Origin of the sequence: Nostoc sp. UHCC 0870 (assembly GCF_022063185.1) — a bacterium.
GTDB lineage: Bacteria > Cyanobacteriota > Cyanobacteriia > Cyanobacteriales > Nostocaceae > Trichormus.
The window spans coordinates 813,411-830,050 of the sequence record NZ_CP091913.1 but is presented as its reverse complement, the minus strand read 5'-3'; the positions used below and the strand labels follow the sequence as shown (position 1 = coordinate 830,050).

The following is a 16,640-nucleotide window of genomic DNA, read 5'->3' as shown; positions in this document are numbered from 1 at the left end:
CTGCGCTTAGAGCGGAGCGGGACGTTAGTCCATTACGAATTACGAATTACGAATTACGAATTACGAATTATCCCCAACTTCTGACTTCACCGAAGATTTAGGACGCTTACCAGAATTCCTCACATTCACAACCCTACCAATTAACTCAAACCAAAAAGGCGCACCCATTGAAATTGCCACACCACTGACCAACCAACCACAAAACATCGTTAAATAACTATTAATTAACAAAGGATTTTTCTTATCTGATGTCAAACCCATCTGCTGCTCTAAGTTCATCTTGTTCCAACCAATTGGTAAAATAATTTCTTCCAAAAGATTATTTGTTTGTTCTCTCAGCAGCTTTATTTCTTCAGGTGAATTAACGCTATTTGTTTGCACTACTTGTCCAGCATTACTGACAATTGCTGTACGAATTGTTGCATCTTTAGATAAAATACTCACAATATGAAATGTATCAGCATTGGCAATCACCGCAATACTAAAACCAATTAATAATGCTACACCTTTGGCATTTCGTCTATAAACACCAGAGGCTCTTTCCATTGAATTATCAAAGGTTTCTGCAATTTCTTGGCGGAGTATATTAACACCTTCTTCTGTTGTTTTGGCTTTTAATTGAGCGCGTTTTGCCAATGTCGCCATATTGTCTACTACGCATGGTGGTAGTTGTTTACTGAAATTTTCTAGTTTTTGGCAAAGAGATTTAAATGTTTGATAAGCTTCACTATCTTTATCTTTAAATTCATTGATAAACTCTTGCTGTATTTCACTACCTACATTAATTAATTGCACAACTTCATTAATATTGGGTTTTAACCCTTGTAAACAAATAGTTTGTTCAATATCTGCAAAACTATCTTTTCTCAAAACTTTCAATCGCTGGAGAGCTTTGTAAATCAATTGATTATCTGGCATATCTAATGCAAATATTTCGATAAATCTATCTAAACTCCTTGCCATGCGATTCATACTAGTGATTAAATCTGTTTTTTCTTTTTGGTAATCAGCAATAATTATTTTAAATTCGTATTCTAATTTTTGTCTAAAATCTTGCTCAATATTGTCTAAAAATTTCAGCACTTCATTATCTGCATTATATAGCTGTTCACCTAATTTTATTAAAATACTTTGTACATCATGCAATTGTTGGTAAGAGAAATTCATTAACCTTGATTCAGTTAACTTTTGTACCAGTTTAGGAATACCCAAAGTTTCCATCAAGGTAGTAGCAAAGGTATCACCAGGAATGTATGAAGGCGCACTATGTTTTTTGCCTTTGGTTTCTCCTTGTTCATTTTTGGCATATCCAAAAATGCTGATATCCCGCTTTCTTCCAGATAGAGATAATTTGATGGGAAGAGTAGATAGAAACCAAATTAACTTACGAGGTAGAATAGTGAGAAATCCTTTCGCTTCTTGATTAACACTTTTAATTAAAGGATGATTGTATAAATCGTTTACTAGTTCAATGATGCTGTCTTCCTCTGACTGGCTAACATCGCCTGCGATGAGAATCTCAATTGATTTCTTTAAATGAACAGCCCGCCATTGTAATACAGTAGTAATTAATTCCTGAATTTCTGCGGCTAATAAACTTAAAATTAAGTAAATAAAGACTAATCCAATGGTGACATCAAGTATAAATGGTAGTGTCATTGACAAATTCCTTAACTGGTAAATAGCACATCCTGGTTGGCAATATTTGTATCATTTTTAGCAAAAAAAAATTGTTAAATAAATTGAATCAAATTTCAGACAATTTTCTAAAAAATTATCGCTGTCCAGAGAAAATTGAGCTAACCTTGGAATTTAGTATTTGTTCAGCAAAAAGGTTGTTACTAGGTGGCAACAACTAAGTTTAGTAAAATGATGATCATAGAATATGCGAGAAGGAAGCTTTATTTGGGGTCATCTAGAAAAACAGCACCGCACGGCTGAAAAATGGATTGACTGGTTATGGCTAGTAGTGTTGCTGATAGCAGCCTTACTATTGTTTAGCGTTAATCTGGGAGACTTGCCTCTGAGGGATTGGGATGAAGGGACTGTGGCACAGGTTGCCAAGGAAATTTCCCGCGCCCCAGCCAATGAGATGCGTTGGTTATACCCGACTTTAGGCGGAGACGCTTACTATCACAAGCCGCCTTTGCTGCACATCCTCATTGCTGGTGCTTACTCTATAGGCGGCGTGAGTGAGTGGACAACGCGCTTACCGGGAGCAATTATTACAGCTTTGTCAGTACCTTTACTGTATTGTCTGAGTCGAGAGATATTTCGCCATCGTTGGGCAGCGATTTATAGTGCTTTAGTGTATCTAACAATGCTACCTGTGGTGCGTCATGGACGGCTAGCAATGTTAGATGGAGTAGTGGTAAGTTTTTTGTTGGTGATGATCTTGTGCATATTGCGATCGCGCCGAGATTTACGCTACTGCTTAGGTATAGGCTTAAGTTTTGGGCTAATTTGCCTAACTCAAGGGGTTACAGGTATTTTACTAGGTGCTGTGGCGATCGCCTTTTTGTTTTGGGATACACCCCGGTTACTCAATAACCGCTATCTCTGGATAGCAATTGGCTTGGGGATGCTGCCTGTAGCTGGTTGGTATGTAGCGCAAATACTGCGCTATGGTAACGAGTTTTTCCAAAATGACTTGTTTAATCAATCCCTCAACCGCAGCACATTTACCCCAGAGAATTCCCAAGCACCTTGGTTTTATCTGACAGAACTGCTCAAATGGACTTGGCCTTGGTTAATTTTTTTACCACAGACTGCTAATTTAGTTTGGGAAAATCGCAATCTTAGTTGGGCAAGACTCATACTAGTGTGGTGTGGCGTTTATTTACTGCTGATTTCCCTGATGGGTGCTAAATATTCTTGGTACATCTTGCCAATTTACCCCTGTTTAGCTTTAGCTTTTGGCACTCAGTTAGCAGAAATAGAAAAATTACCTTTATTTTCCACCTATCCCCGGACTTGGGTAGCTGGTTTATCAATTTTGGCTGTCGCAGCATCTTTTGGCAGCATTTACTTTAGTTGGGGAACACATCCCAAAACCGACTTACAGCTAATTTTTGCAGCTGTTGCTTTGACGATGATATTAGCGGCGATTTTGGCAGAACGCGGTGATGGTCAATTTCTCAAGATTTTATTTTGGGGAACTTATATTTCCCTATTACTGTTAATGAAATCTAACTACTGGGTTTGGGAATTGTTGGAAGCCTATCGAGTCAAACCAGTAGCCGAAATGATTAACCGCGTCAATCCCAACGTCACCAATATTTATACATCTTTCCCCCACTATCGCCCATCATTAAACTTTTATAGCGATCGCACTATCATTCCCGCTTCTGTTGATAGACTACAACATTCTTGGCAATACGACAGACAACCCTACTTACTTGTCAACGATGCTGCTATCAAAAGCCTCCACTTAGATACCATAAAACCCCTTGATGAAGCCGAAGGCTGGAAACTCATCACCAAAGACACCAAACGGTTGTAAAGGGATTGGGGATTGGGGATTTGGGGATTGGGGATTGGGGTAAAATCTCCCCTGCCCCCTGCTCCTCTACCTCTTCCCAGTTGTTTCAATCTCCTCTACTGGTATTAGCTGTTGTGGTTCGTCACTTGTGCCTTTTTGAGTAATGGCAATCATCCCGAAGACAATGGCACTGCTTACCGCAAAAGCTACTAAAGGACGCTTAAACAGAACAAAATCGCGGATAATTCTGGCTAAAGGACTGCTTTGACGACGTAGTGCTGAACAAATCATCATTTGATTTAGCGCAAACGGATCGCGGACATAATGTCCGCTTTGACAAACTACTAATTTTTCTTGACAATAAGGACAACTAAATAAACCAATATAAGTGCTAAACACTTTTGCCCTACTATGTCTTTGGCAAATTGGGCAAGTAAAATAATGATTATCAAAGGTGTGTGTATTCATCTACCTCGTCCGCTTAGTCCATTTACGCGCTCTACTAATATGCTTATATTCAAGTCATACTGAATAAAATTGGCAAGTATGTATAATTTTAGTCATTAATTACACACTTAGTTATCCATATTGTATTAACCATCAGTTCTCTCCTATTTAACCATTATCTCCAGAAAAATTTGGAGTAGCAAAAATTTTTTTAACTAAAGCAATCTACTTGTCTGGTTGATAAATAATGTCTGACAATAAGAAGTAACAGATAAAAATTTAAACTTACTCCTACATTTACCTCTTTTTTCCATGACTCTATTGCCTCCTGCCGAGGTGGGGAAGGCAAAGGAACAACTTGCCTTGCCTATACCTTCTAGCCGTTTATTACATCTCGTTAACCGTTTTCAACTGTCTCCCGAAACCGTCGTGCTGTTTTTAGCTCTGCTCATCGGCGGTGGTACTGGTATGGGTGTGGTGACGTTTCACTATTTGATCGAGTTAATCCATGATCTATTGCTAGAAAATTTCATGGGTGCGATCGGGGTTTGGGGTTCTTGGACTCTAGCTTGTGTCCCTACTTTGGGGGGATTAGTTGTAGGGTTCATGCGCTGGCGCACACAAGACTTTGGCCCTGGACTATCATCTTTGATTGCAGCCTCTGATGGTACGGAGATTGAGCGACAACTGCGGCCAGTCACCAAAATGTTAGCTGCATCGGTTTCTTTAGGCAGTGGTGCTTCTTTGGGGCCAGAAGGGCCGAGTGTGGAAATTGGTGCTAATTTCGGGATGTTGCTATCTTTAATCCTGCAAGTCTCACAAGAGAGGCGGCGGTTATTGTTGGGGGCTGGTGCGGCGGCTGGATTAGCGGCTGGCTTTAATGCCCCAATCGCCGGGGTATTTTTTGCTTTAGAAGTAGTTATGGGGACGACATCTTTTGCTACTTCTGCGGTGAGTATTGTCTTACTAGCCGCAGTGGTTGCAGCTTTAATTGCTCAAATTGGTTTGGGGGCGCAACCCGCTTTTGCTTTGCCTGTGTACCAAGTCCGCAGTCCTTTAGAGTTACCTATTTATTTAGGCTTGGGTTTGGGAGCTAGTTTAGTTTCCCTAGTTTATACACAATCAATTAGTCTGGCAAAAGCTTGTTTTGCTGGTTCAGTTCCTGGCGTGAATTTTTTAGGTAAAATTCCTCAACCAATTCATCCTATTCTTGGTGGTGTAATTGTCGGTGCAGTGGCTTTGCAATTTCCCCAAATCTTGGGTACTGGTTATGGCACTATCCAAGCCATGCTACAAGATGTGGAATTTTCGCCAGATTTACTTCTAGCCTTACTGGTAGTGAAATTGCTAATGACTGCGATTAGTGCAGGTAGCGGTTTCGTGGGAGGTTTGTTTGCACCAGCCATGTTTCTTGGTGCTTCTTTGGGTTCAGCATATGCCAAAATTCTCCCCCTCATCGTTCCCGGCATTGGTGAATATATGGCCGCACCCCCGGCTTATGCAATGGTAGGAATGGCAGCAGTGCTAGCTGGGAGTGTGCGCGCGCCACTAACTGCAATTTTAATGCTGTTTGAACTCACCCGCGACTATAGAATTGTTCTACCTTTGATGGCGGCTGTGAGTTTGAGTGTATGGTTAGTAGAGCGGATCAAACCAAATGCTAACTCTAATTCCAACCTGCAACAAATTGGTCTTGCGGAATTGAAAGACGAAAAGGTAGAAATTTTACAGCAAATTTTAGTAGAGGATGCTATGCTTTATTGCCCGAAGAAACTACCTGCTAGTTTAGGGGTGTTAGAAGCAGCAAAAGAAATGACCCGCGATCGCACACGTAGTGCTTTAGTAATTAATGAAGCCGAACAATTAGTTGGTATCCTCTCTCTAGAAGACCTCAATCGTACCCTTTCTCTATGGCAAAGTTACTCTAATTCCTCCACAGAAAGTCAGAGTAATTTAGCCAGCCAAACCGTCATAGATATCTGTACCACTGAAATTCTTTACGCTTGGCATGATGAACCTTTATCTGAGGCTTTTGATCGAATGACTCTCAGAGGTTTGCATCAATTACCAGTGGTTGCACAAGATAACCATGATCTGATTTTAGGTTTGTTAGATCGAGAGCAAATTGCACTAACCTGTGAATTGGCATTCACACGTAAAGCAATTTATGGGTTATTAAATAGTCAATAGTCATTAGTCATTGGTCAATAGCTATTAGTCATGACTAAATTAAATGCTTCTACAACTCTGCTATAGAGGCTTTAGACTATCGACTATCGACTATTGACTATACACTATTGACTGTCGATTATTTATTATGCGGTAGCTTCTTCAGCTTCCACACCTAGCTTTTCATCTTCATCTACTTGTCGCAAACGAATGTGCTTCTTCCCTAAAGTAATGAGAAACTCATCGCCTGGTTTGAGGTTCATCTGTTTGGTGTAAGCTGAACCAATTAACAAGTTACCATTTGATTGCACACTAATTCTATAGCTAGCACTGCGTCCACCGCGTCCATTGGCATTGGGTGCGCTGTCTAGCTGAATGCCTTCAGCATCAATTAGGGCATTCAAGAATTTCATCATATTAACACGCTCAACACCATTTTTAGTAACGGTATAGTAGCCACACTGCTTCGCTTTATCTTCTTTGCTAAGGCTCTCTAGCTCTTTGACTTTTTTGAGAAGTTCTTCACCGAGTAGTGGTTCAATTTTTTTCTGTTTAGGCATCAACTTAGGGCAAAAATCAATGGTTGAAGTAGTTGAATCAATTTTATTTTAGCTGACTTGAGCTAATAGGAACATTATCCTTTAGTTTTTATCTCAGCCTAGCCAAGTATATTACACTCACAGGTAAAAATGTTGCAAAATTTCCAATATTGGTAAGACAATCTATTTTTGAGAATGCTGATAACTATATTTAGTTTGTTGATCGCTGCTAAACTATATTTATTTAAGTTTTCTAAACTGGGTCAAAGAAACTTATCTATTTACTGAGATTGATCATTGGAGCGTAAAGTGATAAGCAAAACTGATCCTTAGTCAATAGTCATTAGTTAACCCAAGTTGCTAGTGAAGATGATGTGGTATCTAGGTTTGCTAATTGCTAATTGGTAATTCGGCAGAAATTATTCACGTACTCATTACCAGCCATTACCCTGAAACTCACGCAACTGACGTTAGATTATTGCTATGGACTGTTGACTAATGAGTATGAACTAAGGGAACACCAAAAAATAAATTATCCGCAATTGATGGTTGGGTAGGGTGCGTCAGTGCGATAGAACCTAACTATACTCAGAAATTATTTATACTGACGCACCCTACAGTTTGGATATTTTTTTATCTGGAAGTCCCTAATGACTAATAGCCATGAAACTAACTACTAAAGGACATTACAGCGTCAAGGCATTGCTTGACTTGAGTTTACAACCAGATTATGGGCCTGCATCAGTGAAAGTGATATCCAAACGCCAAGATATCCCAGCTCCATACCTAGAAAAGTTGCTAATAGAAATGCGTCGTGCGGGACTTGTGAAATCAATTCGGGGTAGCATTGGCGGCTACCAACTAGCAAAGAAACCAGTACAAATCTCTATAGGACAAATTTTAGAAGCAGTGGGTGAAACCGTAACAAATTTACCCCATCACAGCCCCACTCCAGCACAAACAGAAGATTGGGTAACATTTAGCCTGTGGCAAAGACTTAATCAAAAACTCAAAGAGGCGTTGTACAGTATTACTCTGGCAGATTTATATTACGATGCTCGTAGTTGGCAAGCATCTCTAGGAGAAGAAGCCAGTTTTGTAGTTTAGTCCCCAGCCCCCAGTCCCCAGAGGTTCTTTAATTTTGAATTTTGTTAGCGCAGCGTAAAGCCTTCTCTTCGAGAGGCTTCGCCAACGGCATAGCTTCGCTTAGAGCGAGTCATCGTTCGCGCAGCGTCTCGTAGAGAGCGTCATTTTGAATTTTGAATTGATTTGTCCCCTGTCACCTGTCAAAAGTGTTATCAGCTATTGTTCTCCTCATTGCGGCAATTTTAGATTACTTAATAGGTGATCCTTGGGGTTGGCCTCATCCGGTGCAGGTGATGGGGTGGGTAATTTCGCGCTTGAGTAAATTTTTTCTGCAACTGTGTCGCCAATCTCACACACAAAGGATAGCTGGAATTATACTAGCCTTAGTTTTAATCATTGGTAGCGGTGGTGTAGGTTGGTTAATAGTTCAAGTAGCGAGATGGTTACATCCACTGTTAGCGATCGCAACTGAAAGTATTCTTTTAGCTAGCTGTTTTGCTTTTAGGAGTTTGCGAAATGCCGCAGTTGATGTTTTAACACCATTAACAGCCAAAGATTTAACATTAGCTCGCCAAACTTTGAGTAAATATGTAGGCAGAGATACCGAAAACCTGCCAGAATCAGAAATTTTACGCGCAGTTTTAGAAACAGTCACAGAAAATGCCACCGATGGGGTTATTGCTCCACTTTTTTATGCAATTATTGGTGCTTGTATTCCCGGTGTCGGGGCAGTTCCTCTAGCGTTGGCATACAAAGCTAGTAGTACCCTTGATTCAATGGTGGGTTATCGAGAACTACCTTATACCTATATTGGATGGTTTAGTGCGCGGTTAGAAGATTGTTTAACTTGGTTGCCTTGTCGTCTCACAGTTCTAACTTTAGGCTTATTATCAAAAAAACCTTTGTATGTATGGCGTATTTGTCGCCGAGATGCAGTTGCTGATCCCAGTCCCAACTCAGGCTGGAGTGAGTGCGTTTATGCAGCGATTTTAGGTGTACAAATGGGAGGCACAAATTGGTATCGGGGAGTTCCCAAACCGAAACCACTGTTAGGTGATTCCATTCATCCCATCAAAGCAACTCACATTGACCATGCTTTACAACTAACTAGATATTGCTTTTTACTATGGTTGGGAATTGCGATCGCTATACTTTTGCTAATCTAAACACATAATGATCAATATTAGGTAGGGAATTGGGAATTGGGCATGATTTTTTTCCTCCCTATCTTCTCCTGCTCCCCCTCCTCCCTCTATAAACACTATGTCTACCCCTACCAAAGTTGTTGAAATCCTTTCTTCAGAAGATTTACGCCGGACACTAACGCGTTTGGCTTCTCAAATTATTGAAAGAACCCGTGATTTATCCCAATTGGTATTGATTGGAATTTATACCCGTGGAGTACCCCTAGCTGAACTATTAGCACGTCAAATTGAGGTATTGGAAAGTATAGATGTAGCAGTGGGAGCATTAGATATTACCTTCTATCGGGATGATCTTGACCAAATTGGCTTGCGAACTCCGGCAAAAACCAACATCCCTTTCGATTTGACAGGAAAGACGGTTGTGTTAGTGGATGATGTGATTTTTAAAGGACGGACAATTCGGGCTGCGTTGAATGCTGTCAACGAATATGGTAGACCAGAAGTAATTCGTTTAGCTGTGTTGATTGATAGAGGTCATCGAGAAGTACCAATTCATCCAGATTTTGTAGGTAAGCAGCTACCAACTGCGAAAGAAGAAGTTGTGAAAGTTTATTTGCAAGATTGGGATAGCAAAGATGCCGTAGAGTTAATTGGTTATTAGTGACTAATGACTGTTGACTGTTGACTGTTGATGCCAAATGCCCACCATTGGTAATCTAATATTTACTCCACCATCAAGTTAAAACCTTTGAGATCCTGCGTTTATGTAATGAAACAATTGACAGCAAAATGCTTGATTGAGGTTGGAGAACTGCCACTAGAAGCAACCGGAGGCAGCAATGGACAAAAATATAATTAGAGTCTTATTAGTTGACGATAATGAAAACGATTATATCTTAGCTTGTCATTGGTTTAGTGAATTTCAAGTAACTGGTTGCGAATTGGAATGGTTAGATAACTATCAAGCGGCTCAACAAGCGATCGCGCAAGGTCAACATGATATATATCTTGTAGACTACCGTCTAGGAGCATACAGTGGACTAGAATTAATCCGCGAAGCAATTGGCAATGGTTGCAATGCTCCCATGATTTTACTCACCGGTCAAGGAAACAGAGCAATCGACCTAGAAGCTATGCAAGCAGGTGCAGTAGATTATCTCGAAAAAAGCCAACTGAATGCACCTTTACTAGAACGTTCTATCCGTTATGCGATTGAACGCCAACACACAGAACAAACAATTAGGCAACAAGCTGCTTTACTTGATGTGACGAAAGATGCCATTTTTGTCCAGAATTTAGACGGACAAATTTTATTTTGGAATCAAGCCGCCGAATTACTTTATGGTTGGAAAAAAGCAGCCGCGATTGGTAAACAAACACAAGAACTTTGGCAAGAAACCAACTTAGAACTGTTACAAATAGCACTTGCACATCTTAAACATCATCATTTCTGGGAAGGAGAGTTACACCAAAAAACCAGAGATGGTAAAGATATCATTGTTGAAAGCCGTTGGCAACTAGTACGAGAATTTGCAGAGCAACCCCAATCAATTCTAGTTGTGAATACAGACATTACCCAAAAAAAGCACCTAGAAGCGCAATTTCTCCGCGCTCAAAGATTGGAAAGTATTGGTACTCTCGCCAGTGGTATTGCTCACGATCTTAACAATGTCTTAGCTCCAATTTTGATGACAGCACAACTATTAGAGTCTCAAATTCAAGATGAGCGTTCCCTGAGACTAGTACCTATATTAATTAACAATGCTAAACGGGGAGCAAATTTAGTTAAACAGGTACTTTCTTTCACTCGTGGTCTTGAAGGTGAGCGTACCCTGTTACAACTAAAGCACTTAGTTCTCGAAATTAAACAAATAATTCAAGAGACATATCCCAAATCAATTGAAGTTGTCACCAAAATATCACAAAATCTTTGGACTGTTTCTGGTGATGCCACCCAACTACATCAAGTGCTGATGAATTTGTGTGTCAATGCCCGTGATGCGATGCCAAATGGTGGGATGTTGCATATTGTGGCTGAGAATTTCTTAATAGATGAAAATTACACCAGGATGAATCTAGATGCCAAAATCGGCCCCTATGTAGTTGTAACAGTTACAGATACTGGCACTGGCATTAGTTCAGAAATATTAGATCGGATATTTGAGCCATTTTTTACTACTAAAGAAATCAGTAAAGGTACAGGTCTTGGTCTTTCTACTGTTCTTGGTATTATTAAAAGTCATGGTGGTTTTATCAATGTCAACACAGAAGCAGGGAAAGGCACTCAATTTAAAGTCTATCTTCCAGCACAAGAAGCTAAAGAAACTATAGAAGTAGCAGACCTAAAATTACCGCCTGGGAATGGAGAATTAATTTTAGTTGTAGATGACGAAGCTGCAATTAGAGATATTACCAAAACATCTTTAGAAAGTCATAACTACAAAGCTATTACAGCCAATGATGGAATTGAGGCTATAGCTTTGTATGTAGAATATCAAGAAGACATATCTCTAGTTTTGACAGATATGATCATGCCGTCAATGGATGGACTCACTACGATTCGCACATTGCAAAAAATTAATCCCCAAGTCAAAATTATTGCTGTCAGTGGACTGGTTACTAATGATAAAGTGAGTGCAGCCAATAACACAGGTATCCAAGCTTTTTTATCCAAACCTTACACAACTAACCAATTATTGCAAACAATCAGTACAGTTAAAAATAAAACTTAACGCCATGAAATCTGAAGTTTTAGCAGCGAATGCCGCCTTTTATAGAGCTTTTGAAAAAAAAGATATAGAAGCCATGAGTCATGTTTGGTCAAAAGGTACTGGTAGCTGTTGTATTCATCCTGGGCGCGATGCTTTGCGGGGTTGGCAGGAAATTCGTACTTCTTGGGAACAGATATTTAAAAATACAGCCTATCTAGAAATTAATCCTGATATAATTAGTACGGAATTAACTGATAATTTTGCTTACTTAGTATTAGTAGAGAATGTGTTACAAGTGATTGGAGGCAGAAGACTAGAAGCAAGCTCAATAGCTACTAACTTATTTCAACTTTTGGGTGGTAAATGGTATTTAGTACATCATCATGGTAGCCCAATTGTGAGATAAATAAAAATCTGCTGATGTGTTTAAATTTCTAAGTTTTAGTTAATATTTTTTTATATTAATAATATTATGAAATCAAGTCTTACAACTAAATCTGCTGTTATTAAACCAAGAAATGAAGATAGCTTTGCTATCACTTTTGCGCCATTATCTATTGATGAAATCTATATAAAAGCCAATGACCCAGCTAATGGTGCAGTAGTGGTAATGAGTGGGATGGTTCGTAATCAAACGGATGGTAAGCCTGTAGTTTCTCTAGAATACCAAGCATACGAACCAATGGCGTTACAAGTATTTTATCAAATTGCGGCTGATATTCGTGCTGACTGGCCTGATGTTAATCGGGTGGTAATTCACCATCGCGTCGGACGTTTGCAAATTGGGGAAATTAGCGTTTTAGTGGCGGTAGGTTGTCCCCATCGAGGTGAGGCGTTTACAGCTTGCCGTTATGCTATTGATACCCTGAAACATAATGCCCCTATTTGGAAAAAGGAACACTGGCTTGATGGTTCTAGTAGTTGGGTGAGTATTGGGGCTTGTGAACAGTCAGCAGAAAATTGTTAAGATTCCAGAGGATGACCTGTATATAGCGGCGGGAGGATTCTCAACCGCCTCCAACGATTGTCACGACTTCTAGGCGATCGCCTGATTGTATTGTAGTTTGTTCCCAGAACTGGCGGTGTAAAATTTCGCCGTTATACTCCACCGCCACCAATCGGGGATTAAACCCTAACTGCTGGAGTAAATCAGGTAAAGGGGTTTGGGAAACACAATTATGAGTTTCCCCATTTACTTGCAAGGTAATTTGACCAGACATAAGAAATTCAAAATTCAAAATTCAAAATTCAAAATGAAAGAAATTACCTAGAACGGTAAAATTAACTTGAGAGGCAGATTAAAGGCTTAATTACGTTAGTCAAAAAGAAAACTAAAACGAACTTTCCACGTTTGCAAGATACCTCTAGTAAGTTTTACCACGCTAGGAAATTACTGATACTAAACATCCTAGCTTTTAGAGGATGTATTTTTGACTAATGACTAATGACTCTTGACTCTTCTGGCTTAACCCGATGGAGTTGGGAGAGTAGATATTGGGTTACTAGAGTAGGTTGTTCGGCTTGCATGAGCGATCGCACTACCGCTACCCTTTCTGCTCCGCTATCAATCACATCATTGATATTATTGGGATCTATCCCCCCAATGGCAAACCAGGGGATGGTGCTATTTTGATTAGCGTAACGGACATATTCTAAACCAGCCGCAGGTTTGCCTACTTTCGTGGGAGTCTCGTATACTGGCCCTACGCCAATATAATCTGCACCTTCGATAATTGCCTTTTGCATTTCTTCGGCATTAGTTGTAGAACGACCAATTAAGCGTTGCGGGCCGAGTAATTGACGAGCAATAGCAATTGGCATATCTTGCTGTCCTAGATGTACACCATCAGCATCGACTGCCAAAGCTAAATCTACTCGGTCATTCATAATAAATAAAGCACCGTAGCTATGGCATAATTCCCGTAGCTGGGTAGCTTGTTCTAGACGCACTGTGTCATCGGTGTCTTTATCGCGGTATTGGAGTAGAGTTAATCCACCTTTTAGAGCGGCTTCTACCGTTTCTAGTAAAGTATCTGAGGGGGATGTTACCAGATATAAATGCGATCGCCACAGCAGTTGATGACGCTCGTAACCCATCAAGTTAGTTTCTAGGGTGTAAACCTGATAACGCATCTGCTTAAAAGCCTTACCCATGCTGGGGTGATAAAGCTTGCCATATTCCTCCACTACCCGCAAAGCTTCTTGGACACGGCAAAAATTAGCTTGTAACAGAGATTTTATCCCAGAGCGTTGTTCCTCTTGAGGATGACTTAACTCAGTACCGATATCGCCTGCTGTATCTCGCGCCGACCTTAACTCCGCAGTATGCCAACTAGCCACCTCTTGGCGTAGGTGCTTACATTCCCCAGCCATTGGAGAATTATTCAAACCAAACCGACACCACTCTTCAATAATTCGCAAGCCTTCACGAGCGCGGTCTAAATTAGCATCTAAAATGCGGTAGACAACTTGCTGCATATGCTTTTGTTGGCTTTGGGCTGTAACCATTACAACAACCCCATTATTGACGCTTTCATCGTAATAGCCAGCCTCTTTCATCGTTGCAATCTACCTCGGATATTGATTTGCTCTTTGGGGATTGGGAATTGGGGATTGGGGATTGGGGATTGGGGATTGGGGATTGGGGATTGGGGATTGGGGATTGGGGATTGGGGATTGGGGATTGGGGATTGGGGATTGGGGATTGGGGATTGGGGAGAAAAAAGTCAAACAATTATTTCTTTTCCTGATTTCGTGTCACCTATCACCTGTCACCTATCACCTGTCACCTGTCACCTGTCACCTATCACCTGTCACCTATCACCTGTCACCTGTCACCTGTCACCTGTCACCTGTCACCTGTCACCTGTCACCTGTCACCTATCACCTATCACCTGTCACCTGTATTAATTACTTTGTATACAAAATAGCCAATTGGTCAATATAGCGGATAACATAATCGACATACCGAATAGTTGAAAGTATGAAAACTTATTATTAGTTCTAAGGAGTGGTGTGAAGATGATTTCCCTCATTTTGTCGCTAAAATACCCTAGATTAAACAACTTGCGATCTCAGCCATCTTTGATGGTGTTAGCAAGGTATCCAATTTCTGGTCTTTCTTTATTATGCGCCCTGGGTGTGGTAAGCATAACGTTACTCAGCCTAGACCTGCGTAGCGTTGTTGCTCAAGTACAACCTGTATCAAATCAAATGCTCCTGGATGAAAGAACAATTTCTCAGGTTAATGTCCTCTTTGTCAACCCCAGTATCGGAGATGACACAGCAGGCAATGGTAGTGAAAATGCCCCTTGGCGGACAATTACCCAAGCTTTGGAAGTTGCTAAGACTAACACAGTGATTAAGCTAGCTCCTGGTACTTATAATACGGATACAGGAGAAGTATTCCCCCTGATGCTCAAAGCTGGTGTAGTGATTCAAGGGGATGCGGCTAATCAGGGACAGGGGATAATTATTCAAGGCGGTGGGCAATTCCTTAGCCGCAGTTTTGGTGGACAGAACGTTACTATCGTTGGTGCTAACCAAGCTGAGTTAATGGGGGTGACTGTCACCAACTCTAACCCCCGTGGTTACGGTTTGTGGATTGAATCAAGTAATCCCGTAATTACAGCAAATACTTTTACAGGTAATACCCAGGATGGTGTTGCTGTGGCTGGTAAAGGTGCGCCAACAATTACGAAGAATTACTTTGAGCGGAATGGAGCTAACGGGATTACTATCAGTGGTACATCCCAACCCCAAATCCGGGAAAACATATTTGTGCAAACTGGTTTCGGGATTAATATTACTCAAAACGCCGCGCCAGTATTAGTAGGCAATCAAATTAACAATAATCGTGCTGGGATCATTGTCCAAGCTAAGGCTCGTCCTATTTTAAGGCAAAATTTAATTCAAAATAGTCAAGAAGATGGTTTAGTGGCGATCGCACAAGCAATGCCAGATTTGGGTAACGCCACAGAAGCAGGCGGTAATGAATTTCGTGATAATAAACGCTATGACATTAACGCTAGTGCGGCGAAACAGGTCATCGTTGCAGTTGGTAATACTATTAATAATCAACGCATCGCTGGTCAAGTAACTTTTCAGGCTCAAGCTGCTACCCCAGTTAATACTGAGCCAGTAGCGGCTAACGGCGAAATTATCTTTGCTGCTCCTGGTGTATCTGATGAGCCGACAGCGCAAAATCAAACTCAAAGTCAAAGTCAGTTATCACCTCTAACCTCAGCTAATACACCCCTGACTTTACCCAGATACAATCAACAAATCCCTGCACCCATTCCCAGCAGAGTCTCCACTAGAAACAGCACACGTAAAACGCCAGTAGCAGCCACGAGAAAAACGACTCCATTACCAGCTGTACCAGCGCAGGCCGCGCAGTTTAATTATGTGCAGATTGATCGCAACACCATCGAATTTGTTGCCCCTCAAACAGATACATCAACACAAACTGTTACGAATCAAGAACAGTTATGGCCGGTGAACCTCTCGCCATCTCAACCAGAAGTTAGACAACAACAATCAAATCCCGCATTAAAAGTTACTCCTGTACAGGGTACTGGTGTTGTAGAATTTAATGCTATGAGAAATAATGACCTGTTACCCGTTCCTAATGGCGATATTCCTCTAGGTAATACGCGGAATATGCCAAAAGTATCAGCACCGCAAACTTATACAACTAGTTATGCAGGAAATTATTCATCTTCTACATCCCCAGGTGTGCGTTATCGGGTGGTAGTAGAGGCGTTAACCGACAGAGAACAGGAATTAGTCAGATTTCTTGCACCTGGAGCTTTCCCCACCATTTGGCAAAGTCGCAGAGTTATGCAAGCCGGTGTGTTTAGCGATCGCAATAACGCCGATGAAATGCTGAAAATACTCAGCAACAATGGCTTAAAAACCATCGTTGAACCCTTGAATTAATAGTCCTAACACACCGAAAATCTGGGATGGTGCGTTGCGCTATGCGACAACGCACCCTACTGGCGTGTCAAGGCTCAAATAGTGCATAAAAAAAAAGTAGAAAACATTGATTTCTCTCAAT

General features: G+C 40.8%; 15 protein-coding genes. 10 read left to right on the top strand and 5 right to left on the bottom strand.

Annotated features, from left to right (window positions below):
- Positions 1-60: 60 nt before the first annotated feature.
- Positions 61-1,659, bottom strand: coding sequence for a hypothetical protein (locus L6494_RS03535; RefSeq protein WP_237991477.1), 1,599 nt, complete (start codon positions 1,657-1,659; stop codon positions 61-63).
- Between the two features lie 226 nt (positions 1,660-1,885).
- On the opposite strand from L6494_RS03535, the gene L6494_RS03530 reads away from it, so the two are divergent.
- A complete protein-coding gene (locus tag L6494_RS03530; RefSeq protein ID WP_237991476.1) occupies positions 1,886-3,502 on the top strand; it encodes an ArnT family glycosyltransferase in 1,617 nt (538 codons plus the stop codon).
- Positions 3,503-3,568: 66 nt separating this feature from the next.
- On the opposite strand, the gene L6494_RS03525 is transcribed toward L6494_RS03530, so the two are convergent.
- Positions 3,569-3,949 carry a hypothetical protein gene (locus tag L6494_RS03525; protein WP_237991475.1) on the bottom strand — a complete coding sequence of 127 codons (381 nt, stop codon included), beginning with the start codon at positions 3,947-3,949 and terminating at the stop codon, positions 3,569-3,571.
- Positions 3,950-4,240: 291 nt separating this feature from the next.
- Here L6494_RS03525 and L6494_RS03520 point away from each other — a divergent pair, with 291 nt between their 5' ends.
- A complete protein-coding gene (locus L6494_RS03520; RefSeq protein ID WP_237991474.1) occupies positions 4,241-6,118 on the top strand; it encodes a chloride channel protein in 1,878 nt (625 codons plus the stop codon).
- Positions 6,119-6,243: 125 nt separating this feature from the next.
- Here the strand turns inward: L6494_RS03520 and L6494_RS03515 are convergent, their stop codons facing one another.
- Positions 6,244-6,657 (bottom strand): AbrB family transcriptional regulator, encoded by a 414-nt coding sequence (locus L6494_RS03515; protein ID WP_237991473.1) that lies wholly within the window; start codon positions 6,655-6,657, stop codon positions 6,244-6,246.
- A 642-nt stretch (positions 6,658-7,299) separates the two neighbouring features.
- On the opposite strand from L6494_RS03515, the gene L6494_RS03510 reads away from it, so the two are divergent.
- The 6 genes from L6494_RS03510 to L6494_RS03485 all read left to right on the top strand — a co-directional run bounded on the left by L6494_RS03510 (position 7,300) and on the right by L6494_RS03485 (position 12,545).
- Positions 7,300-7,743, top strand: a complete 444-nt coding sequence (locus L6494_RS03510) for an Rrf2 family transcriptional regulator (RefSeq protein WP_237991472.1) — start codon at positions 7,300-7,302, stop codon at positions 7,741-7,743.
- A gap of 185 nt (positions 7,744-7,928) precedes the next feature.
- Positions 7,929-8,888 carry an adenosylcobinamide-phosphate synthase CbiB gene (gene cbiB / locus L6494_RS03505; protein WP_237991471.1) on the top strand — a complete coding sequence of 320 codons (960 nt, stop codon included), beginning with the start codon at positions 7,929-7,931 and terminating at the stop codon, positions 8,886-8,888.
- Between the two features lie 97 nt (positions 8,889-8,985).
- Positions 8,986-9,528 (top strand): bifunctional pyr operon transcriptional regulator/uracil phosphoribosyltransferase PyrR, encoded by a 543-nt coding sequence (pyrR, locus tag L6494_RS03500; RefSeq protein ID WP_237991470.1) that lies wholly within the window; start codon positions 8,986-8,988, stop codon positions 9,526-9,528.
- 178 nt (positions 9,529-9,706) lie between these two features.
- Complete coding sequence (locus L6494_RS03495) at positions 9,707-11,599, top strand: hybrid sensor histidine kinase/response regulator (RefSeq protein WP_237991469.1); 1,893 nt, start codon at positions 9,707-9,709, stop codon at positions 11,597-11,599.
- A 4-nt stretch (positions 11,600-11,603) separates the two neighbouring features.
- The gene (locus tag L6494_RS03490) at positions 11,604-11,984 is read left to right on the top strand and encodes a nuclear transport factor 2 family protein (RefSeq protein ID WP_237991468.1); all 381 of its coding nucleotides are present in this window, start codon (positions 11,604-11,606) and stop codon (positions 11,982-11,984) included.
- A gap of 66 nt (positions 11,985-12,050) precedes the next feature.
- Positions 12,051-12,545 (top strand): molybdenum cofactor biosynthesis protein MoaE, encoded by a 495-nt coding sequence (locus tag L6494_RS03485; protein WP_237991467.1) that lies wholly within the window; start codon positions 12,051-12,053, stop codon positions 12,543-12,545.
- Between the two features lie 40 nt (positions 12,546-12,585).
- Here the strand turns inward: L6494_RS03485 and thiS are convergent, their stop codons facing one another.
- Complete coding sequence (gene thiS / locus L6494_RS03480) at positions 12,586-12,798, bottom strand: sulfur carrier protein ThiS (protein ID WP_237991466.1); 213 nt, start codon at positions 12,796-12,798, stop codon at positions 12,586-12,588.
- 214 nt (positions 12,799-13,012) lie between these two features.
- Complete coding sequence (locus L6494_RS03475; RefSeq protein WP_237991465.1) at positions 13,013-14,137, bottom strand: thiamine phosphate synthase; 1,125 nt, start codon at positions 14,135-14,137, stop codon at positions 13,013-13,015.
- A gap of 40 nt (positions 14,138-14,177) precedes the next feature.
- On the opposite strand from L6494_RS03475, the gene L6494_RS03470 reads away from it, so the two are divergent.
- Together L6494_RS03470 and L6494_RS03465 are read left to right on the top strand one after the other, a co-directional pair.
- Positions 14,178-14,525, top strand: a complete 348-nt coding sequence (locus tag L6494_RS03470; RefSeq protein WP_237991464.1) for a hypothetical protein — start codon at positions 14,178-14,180, stop codon at positions 14,523-14,525.
- A 74-nt stretch (positions 14,526-14,599) separates the two neighbouring features.
- Positions 14,600-16,519 (top strand): DUF1565 domain-containing protein, encoded by a 1,920-nt coding sequence (locus L6494_RS03465; protein WP_237991463.1) that lies wholly within the window; start codon positions 14,600-14,602, stop codon positions 16,517-16,519.
- Positions 16,520-16,640 lie beyond the last annotated feature (121 nt).

Bases quoted from the DNA above. Each gene is read 5' to 3' on its own strand.
- L6494_RS03535 (WP_237991477.1), bottom strand. From the start codon at position 1,659: ATGACACTACCATTTATACTTGATGTCACCATTGGATTAGTCTTTATT.
- L6494_RS03530 (WP_237991476.1), top strand. From the start codon at position 1,886: ATGCGAGAAGGAAGCTTTATTTGGGGTCATCTAGAAAAACAGCACCGC.
- L6494_RS03525 (WP_237991475.1), bottom strand. From the start codon at position 3,949: ATGAATACACACACCTTTGATAATCATTATTTTACTTGCCCAATTTGC.
- L6494_RS03520 (WP_237991474.1), top strand. From the start codon at position 4,241: ATGACTCTATTGCCTCCTGCCGAGGTGGGGAAGGCAAAGGAACAACTT.
- L6494_RS03515 (WP_237991473.1), bottom strand. From the start codon at position 6,657: ATGCCTAAACAGAAAAAAATTGAACCACTACTCGGTGAAGAACTTCTC.
- L6494_RS03510 (WP_237991472.1), top strand. From the start codon at position 7,300: ATGAAACTAACTACTAAAGGACATTACAGCGTCAAGGCATTGCTTGAC.
- pyrR (WP_237991470.1), top strand. From the start codon at position 8,986: ATGTCTACCCCTACCAAAGTTGTTGAAATCCTTTCTTCAGAAGATTTA.
- L6494_RS03495 (WP_237991469.1), top strand. From the start codon at position 9,707: ATGGACAAAAATATAATTAGAGTCTTATTAGTTGACGATAATGAAAAC.
- L6494_RS03490 (WP_237991468.1), top strand. From the start codon at position 11,604: ATGAAATCTGAAGTTTTAGCAGCGAATGCCGCCTTTTATAGAGCTTTT.
- L6494_RS03485 (WP_237991467.1), top strand. From the start codon at position 12,051: ATGAAATCAAGTCTTACAACTAAATCTGCTGTTATTAAACCAAGAAAT.
- thiS (WP_237991466.1), bottom strand. From the start codon at position 12,798: ATGTCTGGTCAAATTACCTTGCAAGTAAATGGGGAAACTCATAATTGT.
- L6494_RS03475 (WP_237991465.1), bottom strand. From the start codon at position 14,137: ATGAAAGAGGCTGGCTATTACGATGAAAGCGTCAATAATGGGGTTGTT.
- L6494_RS03465 (WP_237991463.1), top strand. From the start codon at position 14,600: ATGATTTCCCTCATTTTGTCGCTAAAATACCCTAGATTAAACAACTTG.